Origin of the sequence: Roseibium porphyridii (genome assembly GCF_026191725.2) — a bacterium.
Taxonomy (GTDB): domain Bacteria; phylum Pseudomonadota; class Alphaproteobacteria; order Rhizobiales; family Stappiaceae; genus Roseibium; species Roseibium porphyridii.
This window is the reverse complement of record NZ_CP120863.1, coordinates 1,564,115-1,587,011: the sequence shown is the minus strand read 5'-3', so window position 1 is coordinate 1,587,011 and position 22,897 is coordinate 1,564,115. Positions and strand designations below refer to the sequence as shown.

At 55.6% G+C, this 22,897-nt stretch carries 22 protein-coding genes; 7 read left to right on the top strand and 15 right to left on the bottom strand.

Going from position 1 to position 22,897, the window contains the following annotated elements; all coding sequences use genetic code 11:
• Positions 1–7 precede the first annotated feature (7 nt).
• From K1718_RS07435 to K1718_RS07410, 6 genes are all read right to left on the bottom strand, one after another.
• Positions 8–898 (bottom strand): carbohydrate kinase family protein, encoded by an 891-nt coding sequence (locus K1718_RS07435; protein WP_265683424.1) that lies wholly within the window; start codon positions 896–898, stop codon positions 8–10.
• Positions 898–1,953, bottom strand: coding sequence for an ABC transporter ATP-binding protein (locus K1718_RS07430; RefSeq protein ID WP_265683422.1), 1,056 nt, complete (start codon positions 1,951–1,953; stop codon positions 898–900). The genes K1718_RS07435 and K1718_RS07430 overlap by 1 nt, the downstream gene beginning before the upstream one ends.
• Before the next feature lie 3 nt (positions 1,954–1,956).
• Positions 1,957–3,453 (bottom strand): argininosuccinate lyase, encoded by a 1,497-nt coding sequence (gene argH / locus K1718_RS07425; protein ID WP_265683420.1) that lies wholly within the window; start codon positions 3,451–3,453, stop codon positions 1,957–1,959.
• Positions 3,450–4,253: a carbohydrate ABC transporter permease gene (locus K1718_RS07420; RefSeq protein WP_152504174.1), complete on the bottom strand. Its 804-nt coding sequence runs from the start codon at positions 4,251–4,253 to the stop codon at positions 3,450–3,452. Before K1718_RS07420 ends, argH begins: the two co-directional genes overlap by 4 nt.
• A gap of 80 nt (positions 4,254–4,333) precedes the next feature.
• Entirely contained in the window at positions 4,334–5,233 is a 900-nt protein-coding gene (locus tag K1718_RS07415; RefSeq protein ID WP_265683419.1) for a carbohydrate ABC transporter permease, read from the bottom strand.
• Positions 5,234–5,298: 65 nt separating this feature from the next.
• Positions 5,299–6,540, bottom strand: a complete 1,242-nt coding sequence (locus K1718_RS07410; protein ID WP_209006981.1) for an extracellular solute-binding protein — start codon at positions 6,538–6,540, stop codon at positions 5,299–5,301.
• A gap of 135 nt (positions 6,541–6,675) precedes the next feature.
• Here K1718_RS07410 and K1718_RS07405 point away from each other — a divergent pair, with 135 nt between their 5' ends.
• Positions 6,676–7,836 (top strand): ROK family transcriptional regulator, encoded by a 1,161-nt coding sequence (locus K1718_RS07405; protein ID WP_152500324.1) that lies wholly within the window; start codon positions 6,676–6,678, stop codon positions 7,834–7,836.
• A gap of 16 nt (positions 7,837–7,852) precedes the next feature.
• Complete coding sequence (locus tag K1718_RS07400; RefSeq protein ID WP_265683417.1) at positions 7,853–10,186, top strand: PIG-L family deacetylase; 2,334 nt, start codon at positions 7,853–7,855, stop codon at positions 10,184–10,186.
• Between the two features lie 69 nt (positions 10,187–10,255).
• Here K1718_RS07400 and K1718_RS07395 read toward each other — a convergent pair whose 3' ends face one another.
• From K1718_RS07395 to K1718_RS07355, 9 genes are all read right to left on the bottom strand, one after another.
• On the bottom strand, positions 10,256–11,191 hold the full coding sequence (locus K1718_RS07395; protein ID WP_265683415.1) for a nitroreductase family protein: 936 nt from the start codon (positions 11,189–11,191) through the stop codon (positions 10,256–10,258).
• 190 nt (positions 11,192–11,381) lie between these two features.
• Positions 11,382–12,254: a Pnap_2097 family protein gene (locus K1718_RS07390; RefSeq protein WP_265683412.1), complete on the bottom strand. Its 873-nt coding sequence runs from the start codon at positions 12,252–12,254 to the stop codon at positions 11,382–11,384.
• An 8-nt stretch (positions 12,255–12,262) separates the two neighbouring features.
• Positions 12,263–13,534, bottom strand: coding sequence for an MSMEG_0569 family flavin-dependent oxidoreductase (locus tag K1718_RS07385; RefSeq protein ID WP_265683410.1), 1,272 nt, complete (start codon positions 13,532–13,534; stop codon positions 12,263–12,265).
• Positions 13,531–13,842, bottom strand: a complete 312-nt coding sequence (locus K1718_RS07380) for an MSMEG_0570 family nitrogen starvation response protein (protein ID WP_265683408.1) — start codon at positions 13,840–13,842, stop codon at positions 13,531–13,533. The genes K1718_RS07385 and K1718_RS07380 overlap by 4 nt, the downstream gene beginning before the upstream one ends.
• Complete coding sequence (locus K1718_RS07375; RefSeq protein ID WP_265683407.1) at positions 13,835–14,827, bottom strand: sll0787 family AIR synthase-like protein; 993 nt, start codon at positions 14,825–14,827, stop codon at positions 13,835–13,837. Before K1718_RS07375 ends, K1718_RS07380 begins: the two co-directional genes overlap by 8 nt.
• Complete coding sequence (locus K1718_RS07370; RefSeq protein WP_265683406.1) at positions 14,824–15,366, bottom strand: MSMEG_0567/Sll0786 family nitrogen starvation N-acetyltransferase; 543 nt, start codon at positions 15,364–15,366, stop codon at positions 14,824–14,826. The genes K1718_RS07375 and K1718_RS07370 overlap by 4 nt, the downstream gene beginning before the upstream one ends.
• A gap of 1 nt (position 15,367) precedes the next feature.
• Positions 15,368–16,468, bottom strand: a complete 1,101-nt coding sequence (locus K1718_RS07365; protein ID WP_265683404.1) for an MSMEG_0568 family radical SAM protein — start codon at positions 16,466–16,468, stop codon at positions 15,368–15,370.
• Positions 16,458–17,480, bottom strand: coding sequence for a Nit6803 family nitrilase (locus K1718_RS07360; protein WP_265683402.1), 1,023 nt, complete (start codon positions 17,478–17,480; stop codon positions 16,458–16,460). Before K1718_RS07360 ends, K1718_RS07365 begins: the two co-directional genes overlap by 11 nt.
• Before the next feature lie 72 nt (positions 17,481–17,552).
• On the bottom strand, positions 17,553–18,035 hold the full coding sequence (locus tag K1718_RS07355; protein WP_152500315.1) for an MSMEG_0572/Sll0783 family nitrogen starvation response protein: 483 nt from the start codon (positions 18,033–18,035) through the stop codon (positions 17,553–17,555).
• A 280-nt stretch (positions 18,036–18,315) separates the two neighbouring features.
• On the opposite strand from K1718_RS07355, the gene K1718_RS07350 reads away from it, so the two are divergent.
• The 5 genes from K1718_RS07350 (at position 18,316) to K1718_RS07330 (ending at position 22,848) form a co-directional block, all read left to right on the top strand.
• Positions 18,316–19,683, top strand: a complete 1,368-nt coding sequence (locus K1718_RS07350; protein ID WP_265684674.1) for an aminotransferase-like domain-containing protein — start codon at positions 18,316–18,318, stop codon at positions 19,681–19,683.
• A gap of 174 nt (positions 19,684–19,857) precedes the next feature.
• Positions 19,858–20,526 (top strand): cupin domain-containing protein, encoded by a 669-nt coding sequence (locus K1718_RS07345; protein WP_265683401.1) that lies wholly within the window; start codon positions 19,858–19,860, stop codon positions 20,524–20,526.
• Between the two features lie 2 nt (positions 20,527–20,528).
• Complete coding sequence (locus K1718_RS07340; RefSeq protein ID WP_265683399.1) at positions 20,529–21,212, top strand: SDR family NAD(P)-dependent oxidoreductase; 684 nt, start codon at positions 20,529–20,531, stop codon at positions 21,210–21,212.
• On the top strand, positions 21,212–22,285 hold the full coding sequence (locus tag K1718_RS07335; protein WP_265683397.1) for a flavin monoamine oxidase family protein: 1,074 nt from the start codon (positions 21,212–21,214) through the stop codon (positions 22,283–22,285). Before K1718_RS07340 ends, K1718_RS07335 begins: the two co-directional genes overlap by 1 nt.
• A complete protein-coding gene (locus K1718_RS07330) occupies positions 22,282–22,848 on the top strand; it encodes a TetR/AcrR family transcriptional regulator (RefSeq protein WP_265683395.1) in 567 nt (188 codons plus the stop codon). The genes K1718_RS07335 and K1718_RS07330 overlap by 4 nt, the downstream gene beginning before the upstream one ends.
• Positions 22,849–22,897 lie beyond the last annotated feature (49 nt).

The following is a 22,897-nucleotide window of genomic DNA, read 5'->3' as shown; positions in this document are numbered from 1 at the left end:
AATCCGATCAGGAAGCCAGTTCATTGCCGACAGACCAGGCAGCGCCGCCGGACGACTGCACCGCTAGAGCGCCACATCGATTGCCATTTGCCAGGCAGGAAACCACATCTTCCCGGGCCAGCCAGGCCGACAAAAAGCCGCCGTTGAAGGCATCACCTGCACCGGTTGTATCAATCGCTTCTACTGATTGTGCCGCAGCATGTACCGGTGCGTCGGCGCGAATTGCCGTCGCACCAGACGCACCTTCTTTGACAACAACAAGTGGTCCGCTGCCGATCTCAAGACCTGAAGCTGTTAGCGCTGCAAATTCACGCTGGTTCGGCAGAAAAACATCAACGGCCTGAATAAGGGGGGACATCTCATTGCCTTGCGCAAGCAATGTGTCGTCCCAGCCGCAATCAAGCGAAATGCTCCAACCGGCTTGACGGGCAACTGCAAGCACATCCGGACTTTCGCAAAGGCTTTTCAGCTCACCTATATGCAAGTGTTTGATTGATCTGGTGGAAGGTGCCGACGGATCCAAAACTGGAAAGGCAGCCCCGGATTTCTGACTCAAAAAGGATCTGTCACCTTGCAAGGGTATTGCAACAGTAATTTGGGGCGACGCATTGGGAGCGGCCGGTGCGCACATGGATAGGTCCAGCCCTCTTTCGCGTCCCTCCTGCAGGATTTTTGCCTCAAAGGGTGCGGCCGGTAAGACGCCGCTCAGGGCAGTTTGCCAGCCAAGAGCGGCAAAAGCGGCTGCCGTATTGAATGCACCGCCACCTGCATGCAGTGAAACACCTTCAGCAAAGACTTCAGATCCGAGGCTAGGCATTCTGGGAACGCCGGCAAAAACCAGATCGCAATAGATCCGTCCGATGCAGAGGACCTGGGCTGATGTGTCCGAGTGCAGCATCAGACCAACGCGGCTCCGGTTTCAGTGTCAAAAAAGTGCAGCGTTTCCGGTGCAGCCCCGAGCTTGACCTCATCTCCTACCAGAACGCCGCTCTTGCCTGGCACTTTCGCAACGATTTCGCCCTCTGGTCCGTTCACATAAATCAGGGTCTCAGAACCGAGCGGTTCGCGAACGACCACCTTACCGGTCACAATCGGGTTTTCAGTGTCAATTGCCAGATCATCCGGCCGGATACCCAAAAGCATCTCGCGCCCGTCCTGAGTCGTCTTGCCGGGATTGATGCTGCCGCCGCTCTTCAGCCTTATCTGCTCACCGCCTCCGGTGATGCTGATCATGTTCATGGATGGTGCGCCGATAAATTGCGCCACGAAGGTATTTGCAGGCGAATAAAAAACCTCTTCCGGCGTACCCACTTGCTGAATATGGCCGTCTTTCATGATCACGATGCGGTCGGCAAGCGTCATGGCTTCAACCTGATCATGCGTCACGAAAATGATTGTATTGCCAACCTGCTGATGAAGCTTCTTGATCTCCAGCCGCATCTGGGTTCTCAATTGCGCATCGAGATTGGACAGCGGCTCGTCGAACAGAAACACGGCTGGCTGGCGAACCATCGCACGGCCGATTGCAACACGCTGGCGCTGACCACCCGAAAGCTGCGAGGGCTTGCGCTCCAACAAGTCGGTCATATCCAAAATGCGAGCGACATCCTCAATCCGCTTCGCCTTCTCCGCCTTGCTCAGGCTCGAAGTCCAGAGGCCGAAGGCAATGTTCTTGCGCACTGTCATGTGCGGATATATGGCGTAGTTCTGAAAGACCATAGCAATGTCGCGGTCCTTCGGCTCCAGATTGTTGACCACCCGATCCCCGATCCGGATTTCTCCGGCGGTTATGTCTTCAAGACCGGCAATCATGCGCAGACTTGTGGACTTGCCGCAGCCGGATGGACCGACAAAAACAACAAATTCGCCGTCCTTGATGTCCAGATCGATGCCGTGCAGGACTTCAACCTTCCCATAGGACTTGGTCAGCTTGTGCAATGACAGGTTCGCCATGGGTCAAGTCTCCAGAAGCGATGAAAAGGTTTGGTCGAGCGCGATTGCAGCAGCATCGTAGCGCTGCCTGCGCGCGCTTTGCCGGCTTGCAAGCGCCGCCAACTGGTCGCGATAACTCACAAGGGCATGACGCAATGCCTGTGGTGCAGGCCCACCAAGGCGATCGCGGCAGGAAACGAATCTTTCAGGCGACACAGCTGTTCTGTAATCGTCAGAGCTCAAACGCGGGTCCCGTCCGGTTTCCTGGGCAAAAGCTGCTTTGAAATGATTGAACCCTTCTCTTAGCGAGGTTTCTTCTGCAAGCACGCCCTTCGATGTTGCAGCAGCGATCTCGTGGGCTTGCCGGAAGCTCAGCCCTTCATCGCGCACCAGCGTATCCGCCAATTCGGTTATGGTGACACAGGCAGCGTCTGCGTTCTTGCGCACCCGGTCTTCATCGATCCGAGCCGCGGAAACGAACGCAGCTAGCAATCTCAGAACCCTGCTACCGCTTTCAAAAGTCGCGTATCCGGCTTGCTGCACCTCGCCTTCGCTATCATTCATGTCAGTGAAGGGTGTGTTTCGCATTGTGTCGACCATGACGTCGCAGCGCCCTGCCGTGACAGCAGACAGATGACGCATATGCTCGATCGGTACCGGATTGCGTTTTTGCGGCATGATCGAGCTTATTTGAACGAAGCTGTTGGGAACATAAAGCTGGCCGACCTCGAAAGAAGACCAGAATGCCAGATCCTGAATCAAACGACCAAGGTGGACATAGACCAGTTTGAGTGCCGAATAGAGACCGGTGACATAGTCCACGGACGCGATGCACCCGTACGAATTCAGCACAGGAGTTTCGAAACCGAGCAGCACAGCCATTCGTTGCCGGTCTATCGGAAAGCCAGTCGTGGTGATCGCAGCTGCGCCCATCGGGCAATGATCGATCGTATCGATGGCAAGTGCGAGACGTTCCATATCCCGCAAGAGAACTTCCAGCGCTGCGCACAGATAGTGACCGAAAGTGGATGGCTGAGCGGGTTGGCCATGGGTATAGGCAACAATCAGGGTCTCAGCTTCGCGCTCTGCTTTGTGGATGAAAGTTCGGGCTAGGTTCTCAGCCTCCCCCCATAACCTGTCCATGCGCGTTCTCAACGCCAGCTTGAACAGGGTGTGGTCCATGTCGTTGCGGGATCTTGCGGTATGCAGCATACCCCCAAGGTCGCCGAGCTTCCGGCGCAGCAGCGCTTCCACGTAGAAAAAATAGTCTTCGTGTTCTCCGGTGTAGACCAGCGACGCCACATCGACATTGTCATCAATCTCGAACAATGCAGCAGCAAGAGGCTTCACCTGATCGGGCTGCAAAATACCTGTTTCCGACAACATGACCAGATGGGCCTTGTTGATGGCTGCCATATGCCCGGCATAGTTTGCCTTCACGCCTTCAAAGAGGTCCGAAAGCACGGTCTCCTTGTAGACAGGATCGGGAAATTGAGAGGTGTCCTTCACTGGTCCGGTCATCCCTTGAGCCCTGCCATAACGACGCCTCGAATAATGAAGCGCTGGAAAATCAGAAAAACGATCAGAGTCGGGATCGTGGAAATCGCCGCGCCGGTCATGATCAATTCCCAGGCAACATCGACTTCGTCTCCAAACCCAGAAAGACCGACCGGAACCGTATACATCTCGACTGAGTTCGTGACGATCAACGGCCAGAGGAAAGCTGTCCAATTGCCGAGGAACACAAAAATCGCCAAAGCAGCCAAAGCCGGCTTGACCAGTGGCATGGCGATCTTCCACCAGATCTGGAATTCATTCAGACCGTCGATGCGGGCTGCTTCGAGGAAGTCATTCGGCACGCTTTCGAAAAACTGCTTCATCAGGAACGTCCCGAAAGCTGTCATCAGCCCCGGGAACATGATGCCCCAATAGCTGTCAAGCCAGCCGAAAGCCTGGCTCATCGTGTACCAGGGAATGACCAGCATCTCTGTTGGGATCATCAGTGTCGACAAGATGGCAATGAAGACGATGTAGCGGCCCGGAAAGCGGAATTTGCACAAGGTGTACCCGACCAGGCTGTCGAAGAAGAGGTTCGACACTGTGGTAATCAGGGCAATGATGATGGAGTTCACAAACCAGAGATAAAAGCGCCCGTCTTCAAGAACATAAGTGTAGTTCTCGATCGTCGGCTCTTCCGGGATCAGATTGACGTTGTAGACTTCATGCGGCCACTTCAACGACGTCGAGATCATGTAGACGATCGGCGCGATCATCAAAATTCCGCCGAGAAACAGAACCATCCACCGCAAGATCTGACCCATATTGGCGGTTTTTTTGGTTTGCGTGGTGAAGACGGCATCGGCTGCGGCGCGTGGCAGCTGACCGGGATTGGTTGCGAGGCTCATGTGTTGTCCCCCTGCAGGATCCAAAGCTGAAGAAGGCTGACCACCAGCAAGATAAGAAAGAGGACAACCGTCTGCGCCGCGGCATAGCCCATGTCAAAGCTGCTGAAGGCCGTTTCGTAGATCATCAGAACCAACGGTTTCGTGGAATTGAGCGGCCCGCCCGGATTGTTCGTCGTCATGTTGAAAACATGATCGAAGATCCGAAGGAAACCGATCGACGAGAAGACCACAATGAACACGATCGTGGGTTTGAGGAGAGGCAACGTGATGCGGGTGAGCACCGTCCACCAGCCGACCCCGTCGATCTTGGCAGCCTCATAGTAACTTACGGGAATAGCGCGTAAGCCCGCCATGAAAATGATGACCTGAAATCCAAGCCCCGCCCAGATTGCCGGCGCCAGGATGGACGGCAGGGCATTGGTCGTCGAATTCAGGAACTCGATCTGGGGAATTCCGATCGAAGCCAGCATATTGTTAAAAAGGCCGATTGGCACCGGTTGATAGAACCACCGCCACACCCACGCCATGGCAACCGCAGACGTCATGAACGGGAGGAAATAAAGCATCCGCAGGAAGCCGTGCAGAAAGCGTGTCTTGTCGAGGTGGTAAGCAATGACAAAGCTGATCACCAGCGAAACGGGTGTACCAAGCAAAAGGTAGGCAAACGTGTTTCGGAAGACTTTCCAGAAGACCGGATCGTTCCAGAGCTTTTCGTAGTTTTCCAGCCCGGTCCAGGTGCGCTTGCCAAGGAGGTTCCACTCCTGAAAGGAAATCACGAAGGCCGTGCCCGTCGGATAAAAACGGATCACCACATAAAACAGGACCGGGATCGCCAGAAACAGCCATGCCCATACAATCTGCTTTTGCCTGATGGAGAGGTTCTTGTAGGCAGACATGCCGCACCGTGCGATCGTTGAAAAAAGGACTGCCGCAAGGCGGCAGCCCGTTCGCTTAGTCGGTCTTACTTGTAGTAGTCGTCGAGGATCTTCTGCTCCTCGGCTGCGGCAGCAGCCAAGCTCTCTGCCGGGTCCTGACCTTCGATGTCGATCCTTGCCACCATGTCCACCATTGCCTGGCGTTGTGCGGATTCATTGGCAAACTTGGTGGTGTTGGCGTAGGCAAGTCCGCGAATGAACGGCCCGAAAGTCGGATCATTTGCGTTTGCCTCAACCATGCCAACCGAAGGCTTTGCCGGCAACTCGCCAACAACATCGAGCCAGAGCTGCATTGCCTCGTCGGAGGTCAGATACTGCAGGAACTTCACGGCCGCGTCGTATTTCTCGCCTTCCGCCTTGGAGGTAATGCCGTTCACCCAATAAGACGAATAGTTCGACCTCTTGCCGTCAGGCCCGGCCGGCAGCTCCGCGACGCCCCACTTGAGGCCGCGAACCTTGTTCAGGGATCCGATCCGGAAAGAGCCGTCAATGTGCATGCCGGCACGGTTACCCTTGAAGGCCGCCTGCGGCTCGTCCATGAAACCGGACTGAGTGACTTTGTGCTCTTTTTCCAAGTCTACATAGAAATTCAATGCGGCCAGTCCGGCATCGTCCGTGTAGTTCACGGTCTTGTAGTCTTCCTTGTAAGGCTCACCGCCGAACTGACGCACCAGGACCTCGCGCCACCAATGGTGGTCCTGCGCGGTCATGCCGGTGGTAATGCCGACCTGTGTGATGTTGCCGGCGCCATCTACCTTTGTCAGTTTCTTGGCGGCCTCGACAAGTTCATCAAGCGTCTCGGGCGGATTTTCTATTCCTGCCTCATCAAAAAGCCGGGTGTTGTAAAACAGCGCCAGCGAACGCACGGCCGTCGGCAACGCATAATAGGCACCGTCCCGTTTCATCGCCTGAACCATCGGGAAGAATTCTGCGTCGATGGCCGCCGGGTCAAACTGGTCTTTCGGCAACGGCTGGATGAGGTCCGCCTCGATATAATCATTCAGCCAGCCGTAGAACAGCTGAACCACGTCCGGCCCCTCACCGGCTGGAATGGCCGCTGCAACCTTGGTGCGATAATCCGCATAAGGGAAATGAGTCATCTTCACGGTGATGTCGGGATTGGCTTCCTCGAATTTCTCGATCAGCTGCTCCATCGCATCAACACGTGCGTCGAAGAAATACTGCCAATATTCGATTTCGACAGCCATTGCAGAACTGCCGAATAAAGTGGCCAGAGCGGTTAACCCACTCAGCGCCATGCGCTTCATGTATTTGGACATTGATGATGCTCCCGTCTGGATGCGTGCACGCTTGGTCTGGAGGGACGGTCTTTGCCGCCTACATGAAAATTGATTAAGTCAAATAAATTGAATTGTCAATTTTCTTGAGTTATTAGATCGGACATGAAAATCGAGACGCAAATCAGAGGGTCCAACCCATTGCGTAGCCGGAACCGGAACCGGCAGGCGGTCCTCGGCAGCATTCAGGCGGCTGGCACGATGGGTCGTGCCGAAATCGGACGTTCGCTCGGGCTGACGACACAAGCCGCGTCCAACATCATTGCTGAATTGCTGGCTGATGGCCTCATCGAAGAAAAAGGGACCAGAGTTTCAGGCCGTGGCCTGCCAGCCGTCCAATACGGTCTGAACCCCAAAGGAGCCTACGCCTTTGGGGTCGAAATCAGGCCCGATGCGATCTTCACCGCGCTTGTCGATCTTGCCGGCGCCCAGATCAGTACACAGCGCACGGCACTGGAAGACAATTCGCCGGCAGCTGTCTGCGACCATGTTTTGCGCTTGCGCGATGCCATGATTGCCTCATCGCCCATTTCGCTGGACGCAATCCTTGGAAACGGCATCGTCATGCCCGGACCGTTCGGTGACACGGGCCTCACCGGGCGTAGCTCAGACCTCAAGGGCTGGGAGAATACAGACGCACAAAGCCTTTTCAAGGAAACGCTCGGAGGCGTGGTCGAACTCTCCAACGACGCGAATGCCGCCGCGCTCTCTGAAAGCCTGACCGGTGTCGCGCAAGGCATTGGTTGCTACGCGTTTCTCTATTTTGGTCGTGGGCTTGGCCTCGGAATTGTCCAGGATGGCAGGCTCGTGTCAGGGGCCTTCGGAAATGCGGGAGAAGTTGGCCACATACCCTTCCCGGGGCCAAACGGTCCAGCTCCCCTGGAAAGCCTGCTCAGCCGGGATTCCATTCAGACCTATATCGGCAGCAAGAGCCCGATAGATCTGGACGGGATTTCAGATCTCTTCAGTGCACAAGATCAACGACTGGCAGACTGGCTTGAAAGAGCGGCAAACGCTTTGGGGCATGCGGTTCTGACACTGGAAAACCTGCTCGATCCGCAGACCATTATCCTCGGCGGCGCGATGCCGCCCGAGCTCATCGACCACCTGATTTCAAACTGCCCGCTTCCGGCCGCGTCGATTGCCAATCGCAACGACAATTTGCTGCCAAGGCTGCAACGCGGGACATGCGGGCGACTGACCGCAACGCTCGGTGCAGCGTCACTGGTCCTGCACAGCGCCTTCACTCCAATTACCGTTTCTTGAACCTGAGGACACATCCATGCCACTGACAGATCTGCACCGGATAGCCCGGCAGAAGGCCGACCCTTTTCTGGTTCAGCTCTGGCGGGCTCTGGTCCCCTTGCGCTCGGTCATATCTTTCATGAATACCGGTGCCCATCCGGACGACGAGACGTCCCAGATGCTGGCAAGTTTCAGTCTCAACCATGGCATTGACCTTTCCTACGCCTGTTCGACGCGCGGCGAAGGCGGGCAAAACATCATGGGACGCGAGGCGGGTGCTGCACTCGGAGTTCTGCGAACTGCAGAAATGGAACAGGCTGCCGACATTCTCAACATGCGCCTTTATTGGCTGTCGGAAACTCCCGACGATACGATTTTCGATTTCGGTTTTTCCAAGTCTGGCATCGATACCTTGCGGACCTGGGATCACAAACGAACGCTGAAACGCTTCGTCGATATTCTGCGTGAGGAACGCCCTGACATCATCTGCCCTACATTTCTTGATGTACCTGGACAGCACGGCCACCACCGGGCCATGACCCAGGCGGCCGAGGAAGCGATAGTATTGGCGGCCGACCCTGCTTATACCGAAAGCAGTTACCCAGCATGGCAGGTTTCCAAAATGTATTTGCCCGCCTGGTCTGGCGCGGGGCAATCCTATGATGATGACCTGCCACCGCCGCCGGCAACAATCGAGGTTTCCGGTCTTGGACGGGATCCGGTCACCGGAGCCACCTTCTTTCAACTCGGCGAACAAAGCCGGGCATTTCACCAGAGCCAGGGAATGGGTCGGTGGATCCCCAAAGGCCGCGAACACAGCTGGCCTCTACACCTGAAAGTCTGCCATCTGCCAGATGGTGAAGCCTCCCTGGAGGCTGGTCTGCCATCAATTCTAAAGGACCTTGGCGACACGCCAGAACTGGCCAATGCTCAGTCGGAAATCGAAGCGGCACTCGGCGCTTTCCCTGATGCTTCAGCCATTTTGAAACATGCAAGCGCTGCCCTTTCTCATTTGCGGGCAGCAGCTGCGGACATCTCTCCGGCGCATAGCCACAGGGTTGCGCGCAAAGAAAGCCAGCTCTCAACACTTATACGGGTCGCGGCTCAAGTCGATTGCCATGGCTGGCTTGAAAAAGACACCCTAGAGCCAACCGACCAGGCGTCAATTTCGACTGAAATTGATCAAGGCGATGCTGAGCAACTTGATCTTTCACTCCACCTTCCCGGTCACTGGGAAGGTGACCTGACCTCGGTCCGGACCGTCAATGCCCCGATCAGTGATCCTTACCCGTCCCGATACCTTCCTCATCAACCGGACGCGCCATGCCTAAAGCTTGAGCTGACGACCCATGGTGTCAAAAGCAGAACCCACATTCCATTCGACATTCCACCACAAGTTCTGCCAGAACGAAGTGCCGACCTGACACCATCATCGGTGGTTGTGAACCTCTCCGCCCCTGCCGATAACATTTCCATCAGGCTCGGCAATGTTACGCCGCCAGACGCCTCAAAGACACTGGATACGCCGGAGGGTTGGGCCGCCAATAGAACCGAAACAGGGTTTGATATTGCAACTTCGGGCAATCTCGCCAAGGGACTTTATCATCTGCCTCTGCTTCTCGAAGGCATTCCGGCCCAGAGCGTTCAGTCCATCACACGCGCCGATCTTCCGCCCCGTTCCCTTTGCCAGCCGGCAAAGGTTTCGATACGGGTCGTAGACGCAGGAACGACAACCGCGCGAATTGGGTATGCCGGCGGCGGCAATGACCGCGTCGACTATTGGCTTGAGCAGCTTGGCCTGAACGTCAGCCAGATTTCACAGGACGACCTTGAAACCGATGCGGCGCTTTCACGGTTTGACACCATTGTCATCGGAATTTTCGCTATGAAGTCCCGCTCTGACGTATTTGAGGCACTGCCTGCCTTACACCGTTGGGTTTCAAACGGAGGCACACTGCTGACGCTTTACCACCGCCCGTGGGACAACTGGCACCCATCCTCAACACCTCCGGCACCTCTTGAAATCGGTCAACCGTCACTGCGCTGGCGCGTGACTGACGAAGCCGCGGTGGTGACCGTCCTTGATCCCACGCATCCGCTCCTTAACGAACCCAACATCATTGGGGCAGATGACTGGTCCGGCTGGCACAAGGAGCGCGGACTTTACTTTGCAAAATCATGGGATCCGCAATACGTGCCCCTGTTGCAAATGTCTGACCCAGACGAAGCGCCCCACAAAGGGTCGCTTCTATCCGCCGACATCGGCCGTGGACGGCATGTCCATTGCGCTTTGATCCTGCATCATCAAATGGAAAAGCTCGTTCCTGGCGCGTTCCGCCTGATGGTGAACCTCGTCACCCCGAGGCAATGAAAACCCGGCTGGAAAATCCTTGGACCAGCCGCACACAGTCCCGCATTGACTTGGTCACGACGGTCAACCTCAGGACAGATTGAAGCCCTTGGCTCGGACAAACGCTCCAAAAGCGTCGCGTTCAGGCAGGGAATACTGGCGGCTTTTGTCCTCTGACCAGCCATAGGTCGTTGCTGTTCCAAAGACTTCCGTCGCACGCTGACTGTCATAGGGCTGCTGTGCTTCCCTCCTGGTGTCATAGTCGGTGATGACTTGCTCCGGGCCGTCTTCGTGGTAGCAGTCTTCGTGCACGGTTACGGACAAGGGCAGGCGCAGGCTGATCGTCGGTGTCTCCTGTACTGGATAGCCGAATGCCAACCCGGCAACCGGAAACACGTGGTCCGGCAACGCCAGAAGTTCGCTGACAAGGCCAGCTTCGTTCCGAATGGCACTGATTGGACAACACCCGAGGCCGACAGCCTCGGCGGCAGTGACGAATGCCGACAGCGCAATACCAGCATCGACGGCGGCATTGAAAAATGCATCCAGATGGTCGTTTGCAAAAGTCCGGCCGCGCAAGGCGTGAAGCTGTCGCTGCCGCCTGTTGTTTCCGCAGAAGACGGCAATGTTCGGAACCTTGCCGAGCCACGCAGCCGAACCGGCCATTTGCAAGAGACGTTCCTTGATCGTCTCGTCACGGACAATGATGATGTCGCGCTGTTGAAGATCGCTTTTGGTGGGCGATGCCAGGGCCGCAGCACACAACAGCCTGAAAAGTCCAGGCTCCACTTGCCTGTCCTGGAATAAACGACAAGACCCACGCTCCAGCATACTCTTGAGCACCTTGGCTTCAGCAGCCAGACCATCGAGGTCAATCAATTCGCCGTACCTGAGATTAAGTTCGTCTGAAATTGAATTCATCGATACGCCTACCTTGAAAACCCGTCTGACGGAAATACCCACGGCATCAATGCCACCTACCAACCAGCCATCGGAATCGCCGACAGGTTTGGGAGTTCCCGACACTAGAGCGGAAATAGGTCCTAGATCGCAAGGCTCTCCTGGTAGAAGCCTTTGGCTGACTGCGGGATCGTGATGACGCCAGTCCCGGCGTTTGAAATCTCCGCCATGGCACTCAGCAAGTGCCGGAGATTGAGCCAGCAGCAACGGCAAAGCCGTTTGGAAAAACGTGTGGGGCCGACAAACGGTCCTGCCTTCAGTTCATTTTTCCATATTCACAAAAGACTTCGCAGACCCGGCGTTCGTTCTTTCCTGTCAACAGCAGTGAAGCCTTGACTGCTTGCTCTGTCTCGATCCAATCAGCTATTCGAACCGCAAGAGATTCATTGAGTTCAAGGTTTCCAAAGAACAAGACATCCCGCCGCCGCAGCGCAAAATGATGCGCCCTTTTGCCGAAGCGATCTGACGCTGCTCTTTCCGCGGCAGCTACAAACGATGGAAAATACATTAGCCCAGCGCGGTTGAAGTCTAGGGACGGACAGGTGCTGTAGACGAGGTCTGGATCTCTGCCTTCTGCCTGGAACATGCGCAAGCCAAGATGCCCATCCGCACCAGAACGGGCAAGTCTGGCGGCATGGTAGGGAAAATCTAAGTCGGCAGGCAATGCCGGTAGTGCGGGAAGCCCGGCAAAATCCACTCTGGCAACGCTCGCGTTTTCGCCAGCCACCATGCGGGAGACAAAAGTCGACACCAAGCAGACCGATGCAATTGGTTCACCTTTGAGCTTCAGGACATGCAGCGAAGCCAGGCGGGCGCGCGAGACCCGGTAGAGTTTTGAGACTGTCTCCAGACTGTCATCAAGATCGGCAAGAAAGAGACCCGGACAATCCACCGACAATGCACAGAAAGCAGCATAGACATCATTGCCTCTCCGATCCTTGAAGCTGGCATGTTGCTGACCGGAGGCATTCGCGATCAGACGCCAATGACGGTGCCCGAGTGTTTTGAGCATCCAATTCTCGGACAGGCCTGTATACCCAAGCTCGGGCATCCCGAGCGTTTGACTGCTTTGCCAGCCGCCTTGCGACCGCTCTTTGGAAATTTCGACAAGTTCTGCTGAGCTTTTCATGGTTTCAATCAGGAGACCTTGCTGAGCGTGGCTCTGTTGGTCTCGTGCAGGGTTTCAATCTGTTCACTGAGATATTGCGCATCGTCGCCCACACCCAGAAAACGCCCGGACCCCCAGGTGTTCAGCCACCCCAGCCCCAGAAAATAGAGTCCCTTAACCGTGCACACACCGCGGTCGAAAATCGGACGCCCGCGCGCGTTTAGAACATCAACCTTCAGCCAGGAATAGTCCGGCCGAAAGCCGATCGCCCAGACAAGAGACGTGATGTTCTGTCTGTCAAAATCGAGCTGCGAGGGCTCCTGCTCGGGTCGCCAGACTTTCTCAAAAGGTTTTTCTTCCGGCGCATCGATATCGTTTGTGGCGATATAGTCGTCAATCGCCTTTCGGATACCGACATAACTTTCATCGGCATCATCAAGATTTTTTTCCAAATCCTGAGCAAACACAGCCTCGGACCCGGATGCTCCAGACAGACTTCCATAGAGGGTGACACCGTCGAGCGCGAATTTCCGCAAATCTATCTCATGCCCCCCGTCGCGGCCTGTCAGGTAGTGATTGGTCTTCTCGTGAACTGCCTCACCTTGGGGATGATCACGTATGGTCAGGTCATAATGGCCCATGTCGTAGAGCCAGTCGGTGGCATCCCGCCCCCTGTACATGCGTGGTGCTCTCGGTGCCGGGCCAACTGCGAGATGTACTTTCCGGCCTGCAAGCTTCAGATCTTCCATGATCTGAACACCTGACTGGCCGGCTCCGACAACGAGTACATTTCCCTCCGGAAGCTGAGCGGGTGACTTGTAGTCTCCGGCCTGGATCTGAAAAATGGACGGATCGATTTCTTCGGCGAAGGAAGGAATGATCGGTACGTCATAACCTCCCGATGCAATCACCACCTGTTCGGCAAGGTAGTTTTGTTCATTCGTGCAAACGACAAACCGCCCATCGTCACGTCTGCTGACTTCAGTTACCGTGACACCTTCCTTGAGCGGAGGGTCGAAGCTGCGAACGAAGGCCTCAAGATACTCGACGATTTCATCTTTCAACATGAACCCGTGCGGATCGTTGCCGGTATAAGGGAAGTCCGGCAGCTTGCACTGCCAATTCGGCGTCACCAGGCAAAAGCTGTCCCAGCGGTTTTCCCGCCATTGATGAGCAAAACGATACCGTTCCAATACGACATGTTCGATATTCTTCTTGCGGAGACAGTAGCTGGCGGACAAGCCGGCCTGCCCACCTCCCACAATGACAACAGGGATGGAAACATAGGTATTGCTGGTCATGACGATGTCCTGCTTGCAAGTCCGACATCAAACCGAAGAAAGGTAACGGTTGCATCGGGGTAAGTTTCAAAAGCGTTGGATCTAGTCTTCAGGGTTGCCAACTGGGACGCTGCTCGAGAACACGGATAGCCATGCACCGCACGAACCCGTTCGCTGGCAGCTTCGAACGCCTTCTCACTGAGATCGACGAACTCATTGAGCGGATAAGCCTCGCCCTCCTGGAAGAAGTTCCGGACTATCGAGGATGGCGAATAGCAAGCCTCCTCGTCACCATTGGGCCACCGGATCCGAAATGTGAGGTCAGGCATTGGCCACCTCCCTTGGCTTCAGTCCGAGGTAGGGGCTTTGTCGATGGTCCCAGAGAACCTCTTCCTCTCCTTCAAGGGACAACGAAACGGTTGAACCTTGGGACACTTCTCCAACTTCAGCCGCCCAGATGCCCCTTTCCTGAAACCGGGCAACAACTGCACTCGTAGTGTCTGTCGGTGCACTGAGAAGAAAACCAAAGGAGGGAAATGTGACCAACCAGCGCGCAAGCGGAACGCCTGGGGGCGGTTGTATACACTCGAGCGAAAGCTTGATCGCAACCCCTGAACATTCCGCAAGCATGAGTGAAGTGCCGACAAGCCCTCCTTGTGAAATGTCTTTCCCAGCTGCACACAAACCGTCTTCAGCAAGACGTGGCAAAACTTCGGTATCCTGGCGCAGTTGTTCAGCCGGCGCATCGAGAACCGCTTGCCAATTGTTAAAAGGCGCCCTGTATCCGCCGCGGTGGTCAATCGCCGCAATCAGCTTGTCGCCCGGAGCCGCATCAAAGCTGGTGATCAACCTCTTTGCACGGCCCAGTATCGAAACAGCAAGCTGGCTCTGTCCTGCTCTGAAATTGGTATGACCGCCGACTATCGGAATGTCGTAGGTCTGCGATGCAGCCCGCATTCCTTCCAAAATCAGTTCGGCCTTCGATGTTTCTGCCGTCCATATCGCATCCGTCACGGCGATGGGCCGTCCACCCATTGCCAGAATGTCGGACATGTTGACCATGATGCCGCACCATCCCGCAAACCAGGGATCTGCCTCGACAAATGCGTTGATGAAGCCCTCAATGGCAAACAACAGATAGTCGTCGCCATCTGGTAAAATGGCAGCGTCATCGCCGGGCCGGCCAGGCGCTGTCTGGCTAAGGCCGAGTATTCCGCAGGATGCATCGATGTCACGTTTTCCAATCAATCCGGGATCGTCCCGCAAAAGCTCTGCGATCCCCGATAAAGTGTCCGGCCAGCTCTGTTCGGTCATTGCCGCCCCCTCAAGGGCATGGTCCAACCGAGTGCCGGTTTATTGAAAGGAGGATACGCGTTCAGGTTCGCCTCCATTTTCATGTGGCGCTTGCCGTGAATATCGATGGCTTCAAGACACGACCAATGCAGGCGTTCGAATAGTCGGACGTTCTGTTCCTGAACATGTGCATAAAACCGGTCACAGCCGAAAGCATTGGCAGAAGAAACCGCAAGCCTGATGAGTTCAGCACCAAGCCGCCCCACACGGCGATGAGACTCAGCGACAGCCAGGCGTGATCCCCACCAGATACGAGGTTCTTCTTCGTGGATCCTGACAGTGCCAACAACTTCATCGGCCTCACCCGCTATTGTCGACAGAGCGACTAGAGGCAGAGCCCGGCGATCTACATCGTCACGATCATGCCCTTGAAAGATCTGCTGCTCTTCACAAAAAACCTTTATGCGCAGTGCTGTCGCCCCGGCGAACTCCCAAGGTGCGGACGCAGCCTTGATGGAAAACTGCGGCGAGAGAAACGGCTTTCGGCCAAATTCGAACATGTCACCGCACCTGAAGCTTTTCATAGACAGAAAGTGCTGAACATGCGCCGCACCGTCCGCACCCGGCCTTGATGTCTTCGGCGCGCAAACCGCCATCGACAACCATTTTCGACAGGGGTCGCAATATGGAGTCCATAAATTCAGCGGAAGGTGCAGGATGACTTTCAAGCGGGGTGCCCGTGACAGGCACAAAAGGCACAACGAACGGATAGACGCCGATTTCGATGAGTTTTTGGCTTGTTTTCAAAATGGCGTCGGCTGTGTCGCCGAGCCCAGCAAGAATATAGGTTGAAACCTGACCGCGACCGAACACTGGCACCGCCGCGCGAAAGGAATCGAAATACTTTTCAAGCCCGACCTGCGCCTTTCCAGGCATGATCCGTTTGCGGACATCGGGTGTCACCGCCTCAAGATGCATTCCGAGCGCATCGACACCGGCCTCTTTCATGCGAGAATGCCAGATATCATCTTCCGGCGGTTCGCATTGCGCCTGAACGGGAATGTCGACGGCAGCCTTGATTGCCTTCACGCTTTCGACCATGACGGCCGCCCCACGATCCGGCCCCTTCGGAGTACCTGTGGTCAGCACCATGTGTTTGATATCGTCCAGCTCGACCGCGGCCCTGGCAACTTCCGCAAGTTGCTCTGGTGTCTTGTGGGCGATTGTGCGTCCGGCTGCGAGCGACTGACCTATGGCACAGAACTGACAGGTCTTGGTTCTGCTCTGATAGCGAATGCAAGTCTGTAAGACCGTTGTCGCAAGAACGTCTCGTCCGTGCAGTGTTGCAATCTGATGATAGGGGACACCGTCTGACGTCTCCAGATCATAGAATTTCGGCCGCCCGGGAAAACTGATCGTACCAATTTTATTGCCCTTTTTGAGCACATTGCTTTTGCCGTCAGACCCGGGTGCGTCGGCCAGAAACGGGCTCTCGAAAGCTGGCGCTGTATGCACCGGCACCATGACTGTGACACCATCTACGGTCAGCGCCTTGTGGTCCGTCGGCCCTGCACCTCCCCGCCTCGCTTCATGTCCAGCCTTTGGGTCAACGAGGCGAATTCCACGGGTTTGCAGTTCATTGATGAGAACTTCAGCCGGCATTGAAAGGCTCCTCGATTTCGGATTGGATTTGAGACGGGACATCGGCATCCCGCAAAGTGGTCGCAGCAGATGGCGCAGCTACGGGCAACACTGTCTTCGCAGGTCTCGTGTCATGCACGAGATGCAATAATTCCGGGCGGGCGTAATGCCCGACGCTGTCCATCATGCGCTTGCGCTTTGTGATCAATCGCATATCCAGATCAGCTGTCAGTATTCCCTCGCCTTCCGTCAAAGGCGGCACGACATGCCGGCCTTCGGGCGAAATAATGCACGTCATGCAACCGTCCCGCAGACCGCGCTGCAGCTTCGGATCTTCGCTGATGGAATTGATTTGTTCCTCGGTCAGCCACCCGGTGGCATTGACAACGAAACAGCCGCTTTCAAGCGCATGATGTCGCATGGAAACCTCGATCTGTTCTGAAAAGATCGGACCAACTAGCGACCCTGGAAACTGGGCAACATGAATTTCTTCGTGCTGCGTCATCAGGGCATATCGGGCAAGCGGGTTGTAGTGTTCCCAACACGCAAGCGCACCAACACGTCCAACGGCGGTCTCGACAACTTTAAGGCCTGCGCCGTCACCCTGCCCCCATATCATTCTCTCATGGTAGGTCGGGGTAATTTTGCGCCTCTTGAGGCACAGCGAGCCATCCGCATCAAATAATAGTTGCGTGTTGTAGAGCGAGCCGTGGTCGCGCTCGTTAACACCGATCACGGCCACAATGTCGAGTTCTCTGGCAAGCGCTGACAATGCAGCTGTCTCAACGCTCGGCACCGACACGGCCTCTTCGTAAAGTCGAAGATGCTCCTGCCCGGCCAACATCGGCGGCAAGACGAAGGAAAAGTAGGGGTACCAGGGAACAAAGGTCTCCGGGAAGACCACGAGCTTTGCCCCCTTACCAGCTGCTTCGCGCATCGCAGACATGACCTTGTCCAGCGTGCGCGCTTTCGACGTCAGATCAGGCGCTATCTGGACAGCTGCAACTCGAATTGTTTCGGATGATGTTGTCATTGCCGGCTACTGAATTTGGATTGACAGGAAGTGTTCTGCCCGGCCGCGTTGATCGGCCGAGCACTTACTGACCTAGAGGGTCCAGGTGTCCAGAATGAAAGCACCGTCCCGGCGGTGCAGCAGCACGATGTCAAGAACATCCTGCGGAGCAATTGGTGTGATGCCGGGAATGAGTGAGGGTTCACCGTGCCCCATCAAGGCCTGCAGTGCAAAGCGGCATGCATAGACCTTGCCCCCTTCTGACATGAATTTCTTGATCTGGTTGTTCATTGCCAGGTGGCCTGGGAAGGCTTCATCGCCTAGCTTCGGGAACCCTCTTTGAACACCAAGTGAAACACCTGGCCCATAGAGCAGAATGGAGGTTTCAAACCCCTTCCGCTGAAGCCGCGTGGCCTGGAGAAGATTGACCAGCCCGATCGAACCTTCAAATGCAACGGTGTGGAATGTGACGAGGGCCTTTTCGCCCTCTTCCGCCTGAACATCTTCGAAAACCTTCTCTTCGTAGTTGACGAAGAAATCGCCGTCTGCGTGTGCCGGTGCCGTTACCTCTGGCATTTCATGCTCCTGTTATAATGACCATACAATAGCCATACAATTATTGACTTACCGCACTATTGTATGCACATCATTTTCACGATCAAAAGTGAAAAATGCGAAAAACCTGCAAGTGCAAAAATCAAAATCAATTGCATAATTCCTAAGCCGAAGAGCGCTTAAAACTGAGGCAAAAACACTCGTTCTCTTTGCAACAAACTCCATACAATCGACTGCATACATACAATCAGAATCAATTCTGCTACACAGGACGCAACAAATGGACATGCCCGGATTCGGAATGAAGAACTGGAAACCCGCCCTGCCCGAAAGCGGCAAACCGCGATACATCGAAATCGCAGACCTGATCGCAGCAGATCTTCAAAAGGGAATCCTTATGCCGGGGGACCGGCTACCGCCTCAGCGAAAGCTGGCCGATATTCTCGGGGTGGATTTTACGACCGTGTCGCGCGGCTACGTCGAAGCACGCGAAAGAGGCCTTGTAGAGAGCCATGTCGGACGCGGAACGTTCATAAAGACAATCAAGGGACCAGCTATCGAGAGCGAGCCGCGTCGCGCAGAGCAGGTGGACTTGAACATGAATCTGCCGCCGGAGACAGACAATCCGGATCTCATTGAACGCATGCAGGCCGGCCTTTCGGTGGTTTCAGGAAACCTGATTTCCCTGCTGCGATATCAAAACGGAACAGGAACCGAAGTCGACAAAGAGGCAGCATCTTCATGGCTCAGCATGCGGGGAATGGTGCCATCGCTGGAACGGGTTTTCATCACCCCTGGCGCACATCCCGCCATGATGACAATTCTCAACATGCTTGCAGAGCCCGGCGACACCGTTCTGAGTGAAGCGGTTACCTATCCAGGCATCAGGACCATTGCCCGCTCACTCGGCCTTAAACTCATTGGTCTTGAGAGCGACGAACACGGCATTAAGCCCGACGCTCTGGCAGATGCCATTCGGGCCCACAATCCGAAAGCGCTTTACCTGAACCCCACACTTCAAAACCCAACGACCCTGACAATCCCGCAAGAACGACGACTTGAAATTGCTGCTGTTCTCAAGCGCCACAATCTGCCCCTGATTGAAGACGACGCATACGGATTTATTCCAGAACATGCGCCATCTCCATTTGCGGCGGCGGTTCCGGAACTCACGTGGCACATTGGCGGTCTGGCCAAGTGTATCGGCGCCGGTCTTCGCCTCGCGTATGTCGTTGCACCGGACACCAAGGCAGCCCTGAGCTTCACATCCGCGATTCAATCCATGACGGTCATGGCCTCACCGGTGACCATGGCACTCGCGACAAGGTGGATCCAGGATGGCACGGCAGATCACATTCGCCGCTTCATCCGAACGGAAACAAAAGCGCGTCAAGCATTGGCTACCGAAATCCTGACCGGTTTTAGCTTTGCCGCAGATCCGGTCAGCTTCAACATCTGGCTAAAGCTGCCGCCAAACCTTTCCAGAGCAGCTGTTGTCGGTCAGATGTCCGGGAAGGGCATCGGCCTCGTCCCGAGTGACCCGTTTACCGTCGAAGGAAATCCCAGCGAACATATCAGGGTCTGTCTGGGCGGGCGGATCACCCGCGATGAACTCAAAACGTCACTGCAACTCCTCGCCCATACGCTGGAACACAACATATACAGCTGACAGACTTCGATGGGCACAGCTTGCGAGAAGGGTCAAAAGAACATATTCTTAAACTACCTATTGATAGGTAGATGAATTTTCATTATCTTATGTACCCTTGCGCTGCGGGAGCACGGCCACCAACCAAGCCCTGCGCGTTTTCTTAACAACGGTCGCACCAGATGGAGATCCGGCATGGAACTGAATGCTGACTTTTCGGAACGCGTTGTCGTTCATTCAGACGAACTGGAATGGCAAGCCTCTCCGATGAAAGGCGTCGACCGGCGCATGCTCGACCGGATCGGTGGCGAAGTCGCCCGGGCGACGACGATTGTTCGCTATGCTCCGGGGAGCAAGTTTTCCGCCCACACGCACACAGGTGGCGAGGAATTCATCGTGCTTGACGGCGTCTTTCAAGACGAACACGGAGACTTTCCGGAAGGCACCTACGTGCGAAACCCGCCAACTTCAGCGCATACACCCGGATCAGAGGACGGCTGTACGATCTTTGTGAAGTTGTGGCAATTCGACATGGATGACCGCAAGCAGTTCCGCAAGAACATGGCGGACGAACTGAGTGAAACGAACGACGGCGTCGCAACTGCGTTGCTGCACCAGGATAAGCGTGAAACGGTCACGTTTCATCGGGTCGATCCAGGCGCGACCCTCGCGGTAGAAGACACAGGCGGCATTGAACTTCTGGTCATTTCGGGCAGCGGTACAAGTGGCCGCGAGACCCTGAGAAAAGGATCCTGGTTACGCCTTCCTGCAGGAGACAGTTTGACACTTGATGCGGGCGATGATGGTGCAAAGGTCTGGATGAAAACCGGACACCTGCCCTACGCCAAGGCACCGGAGGTTTAAGAATGAACTCTGAAAGACCCCTTGCCATTGTCGCAGGTGCAGGCGCAGGTCTTGGCCAGGCACTTGCAGCGCGCTTTGAGAACGGCGGATACCAGGTTGTCGGCTTGGGCAGAACCAAACCTGAAGCGGTTTCCGGTCGCTTTCAAACACTCGACCTGGCCGATGAAACTGCGGTACCGGATGCGATTGCGGACCTTATCAAGGCGCATGAAGCGCCCAAAGTTGTGATCCACAACACCGCGGAACTCGTCATCTCTCCCTTTTTGGAAACGTCTCTTGGCGACCACCAAAGAACCTGGGCATCGATGGTTCAAAGTGCGGTACTGCTCGCCCAGTCGGTGATTCAGCCAATGATCGCGGCCGGCGGTGGCACTTTTATCGTATCTGGCGCAACGGCCTCACTTCGGGGCGGCGCACGCTTTTCAGCGTTTGCCTCTGCGAAATTTGCCCTAAGAGGCCTGAGCCAATCCTTGGCACGCGAGTTTCAACCTGCCGGAATCCATGTCTCTCATGTCATTTTGGACGGCATCATCGACACACCGCGGTCGCGCGCTTTGCACGCGCTTGATCCTTTGAAAATGATCCGGCCAGTCGACATTGCCGAAAGCTATTGGCAACTCGCGCATCAACCCAAATCCGCCTGGACACATGAGCTGGATCTCAGACCTGCCACCGAGGGCTTTTGATGTTGACGGAAACACTCATCGTCGGGGGAGGTCTCGCAGGGCTCAGCCTTGCAGCACACCTTGAAGCCAAGGGGCAAACCTATCTTGTGCTGGAGGCCAGAAAACGATTTGGCGGTCGAATCCGTTCTGACGAAATCGACCGCGAGCGCTTTGATCTCGGTCCCGCCTGGTTCTGGCCTGGCCAGCCACGCATTGCTGCCCTCATCGACCAACTCGGACTGGAAAAATTCGAACAGTATGCAACTGGCGACCTGACCTTCGAAGATGAACGTGGCAACGTTCAAAGAGGTCAAGGCTTCGCGTCCATGCAAGGCTCCTATCGGCTGAAAGGAGGTCTCGGCAGACTGATATCGTCACTTCAAAGACGTCTGCCGGAAACGAACCTGAAACTGGCGTCCAAGGTGGTCGCGCTTGACGCAAGAGCGGACCACATTATGGCAACCACGCAAAACGGCGAGAACCTGAAGGCAAGACGCGTTGTACTTGCCTTGCCGCCGCGGCTCGCAGCTGAACAGATCGCGTTCTCACCTCCTCTTTCAGAGGCTGCTGTATCAGCAATGTCAGACATTGCCACCTGGATGGCCGGCCAAGCAAAAGCTGTCGCCGTTTATGACGATCCTTTCTGGCGCAACTCAGGTCTTTCCGGCGATGCAATGAGCCGAGTGGGCCCGATGGTGGAAATTCACGACGCCTCACCTGAGGCAACCGGTCCCTATGCGCTTTTCGGGTTCATTGGTGTTCGCCCCGACGACAGGAAAGGTGAAAAACGTTTGCGCAGCGCAGTGATCGCTCAACTTGCAAGACTGTTTGGACCCCGTGCCGCGGAGCCCAAGGCACTCCTCATAAAGGACTGGGCTTTCGACCCTTTGACAGCGACTGCACTGGACCTTCAACCACAATATGCCCACCCCCGTTACGGCCTGCCCGAAGCGATGAAGGGTCTTTGGGACAACCGTCTGCTTTTCGGGGGAACGGAAGTTGCGAGCCAATTTGGGGGCTATCTGGAAGGAGCTCTGGAAGCCTCTGAGAATGTGTTGCATAAAATCCTGCAGGAAGCACAGGTGGATGCATGACAAAGGATACGAAAACGGCACTTCTGGATGCTGCAGAGCGAGCTGTCAGAAGCCGCGGATTTGACGGGTTCAGCTACGCTGATCTGTCCGAGGATGTCGGCATCCGCAAGGCAAGCATTCACTACCACTTTTCAACGAAGGCCGAACTGTCCGCAGCCTTGATGAAGCGCTACCGGGAAACGTTGCAATCTGCTTGCGAAGAGATTGAAGGGTCATCCTTGAACGCGGCAGAACAGCTATCCAAACTCATTGAGATCTATCGTCTTGCGATGAGCGAGGGCGACAGCCTGTGTCTGTGTGTTGCCTTCATCGGCAGCCGGGAAAGCCTTTCACCGGCGGCGATCGACGAGATCACGGAATTCAGGAAAATGGTACTCAACGTGCTGACCCGGGTCTTTGAAAGGGGACGCGGCGATGGTTCAATTTCAAATGTTCAGGATCCGCGCAAGGAAGCCCAGGCAGCGCTGTCGTTGATGGAAGGCGCTCAACTCAGTGCGCGTGCGCAAGAAGAACCTGCCGTCTTCGACAATGCGCTTGCCCTTTTGCTGGGACGGCTGAGCTGAGGCTGTCAGCGACACTCCAGTTTTGAGGGCACTCCCAAAAATTCGTCGG